Here is a 1,993-nt window from a genome sequence, read left to right on the forward strand (position 1 = left end):
CATCCTCCTCAAGTGCCTTTTCTTCTTGAGATGATACCTTAACCTTCTTGCTTCTTTCCTCGTATACTTTGCGACGTACATTTTGTTGCATAAGAGTGCGATCCTCATATACATTACAACCCGTTCCTTTGAGGTAGATCCAACCATTGTCAAGGATGATCTTTCTCTTTACCTCATCAGCCATGGTACATACAATAGGTCTTTCTCCCGAGCGAGGGACTCCTTGTTTTCCAACTCGATGTGCACCATAAGCCATGATTCCTGACATGCCAAAGTGTGTAGCAAAAAACTCTTCAATAGAAACCGCAAGAGATTGGGGTGTTTCCATGCTTTCCTCCTTGATTCCACGAATGACGATGTTCTTTGAGCGTTTTTGTCGTTCTTGCAATTCTTGAGTGTCCACATTCTCTACATTCTTTGCTTGGACAACGGCTTGCGTAATAGGAGATGTAGAAACCACATTATCCTTACATATATCAGCCCATGATTTGGATGCATTTCTCATCTCACATACATCATGTCGTATTGTATCTATCGTTTCCTCTTTCAATACATGATCACTCTCAACTTTGCTCAAGCGCTCTTTCAATACATTCATGTCCACACCAAGAGATTTGGATCACTAAACTGATAAAAAACTGGGTGAAAACTAAAGTTTGTACTGACTTTTTGAACCTTGAGTGTGAATTGAGAAAAAAGTTATCCAAACTTGTTGAAACTTTATTCATAGGCTTATATTGATGTGATGAACATGCTTAGTTGACCAAACAAATTGCAAAATTTTGTCAAATATAAATAATCACGATTATTTACATCTACCCTATTTTTCAACTTTTTTGACCAAGTTAGCATACCACTAGCTTTACCATGTTGTAATAAGCCCACAAACCAAATTTGGTAAGATTTGGATCACTGGATTGAAAATTGTGACCAAATTTGCAAAGTTAGTCTGCGGATAGATAATTGATGACCATTTGACCAAAAATTGTCCAAACTTGATGAAACTTGGCTAGAGATCTTAACTTGAGGTGCTTAACAGATCTGTGTCAAATTTGGGACAGAAATTTGCAAAAATATAGCTGGAGTAAATAATCGCAATTATTTACATCTGCTTCAAAAATTGATAATCTTGCACATTTGAGTATACCACAAGGTCAAGCATATCAAGTAGACCACACAAATCAATTTTGGTGAAATTTGGATCACAAAAGTGAGACTTAAGCCAGATTCTTGAAAACTGAGTCCGCAGACACAAAACAGTTGATAAACTTGAACAGATTTTGTCCAAACTTAGTGAAACTTGTCCAAGGACCTTAACAGGTTGTATACTTGGCAAACCAAGCCAAAAAGTGTAAAAAATTGACAAAAGTAAATAATTGTAATTATGTACTACTGCTATCCAAGGACACCAATTTTGACTTTTGAACTTGTATAGTGTTATACCAGCATAATACAAAGCCATCGGAAAATTTTGGGTTCAATCGGATCCAAATTGGTACATGTTCACTCAATTTTCAAGTTGCAAATTAATCCTTTGATTTATTGCCAAAGTCGAATTTGAAAGTCATTTGCTAACTCCCATAGCTTGATTTGTAGTGATACACACAGACCAATCACAATAGTTAGCAAAATTTATACAGTCTTTGTGAAAGAATAGCTAACTTGATTAAAGTTGTTACAGGAGACGTTGCATACAAGGTATTGGAAGCTTGACATAAGTCTCAATCAAGTCAAGTGGAAGAAATTGACAACAAGTCAATACAACGATAAGTACTCTATCCAGGGCTTCATAAGTCTTTATGAACCTTAGATTTGGTTGTATATCAGGAAACCAAGGCATATTTTGAGAAACCTCCAGTAGAGTATCCATCAAAGAAAGTGTTAATTAAGGCAATCCCTTGCACACTATCCTTAAAGAAGTGTCAGACACTTTTTCGAATTCAACATTTGAAATGTCTTCCTACTCGACTCACACAGAAACCAGAACGGCAGT

The 1,993-nt window shown here is 36.3% G+C and carries 1 protein-coding gene; it reads right to left on the reverse strand.

Annotated elements, in window-relative coordinates:
- The coding region (locus DD606_RS24820) for a hypothetical protein (protein ID WP_139158364.1) at positions 1-598 on the reverse strand (598 nt) is incomplete at its 3' end.
- Positions 599-1,993: the final 1,395 nt, after the last annotated feature.

It is taken from the genome of Enterobacter cloacae complex sp. GF14B, assembly GCF_004136805.1.
GTDB classification, from domain to species: Bacteria; Pseudomonadota; Gammaproteobacteria; order Enterobacterales; family Enterobacteriaceae; genus Enterobacter; species Enterobacter hormaechei_C.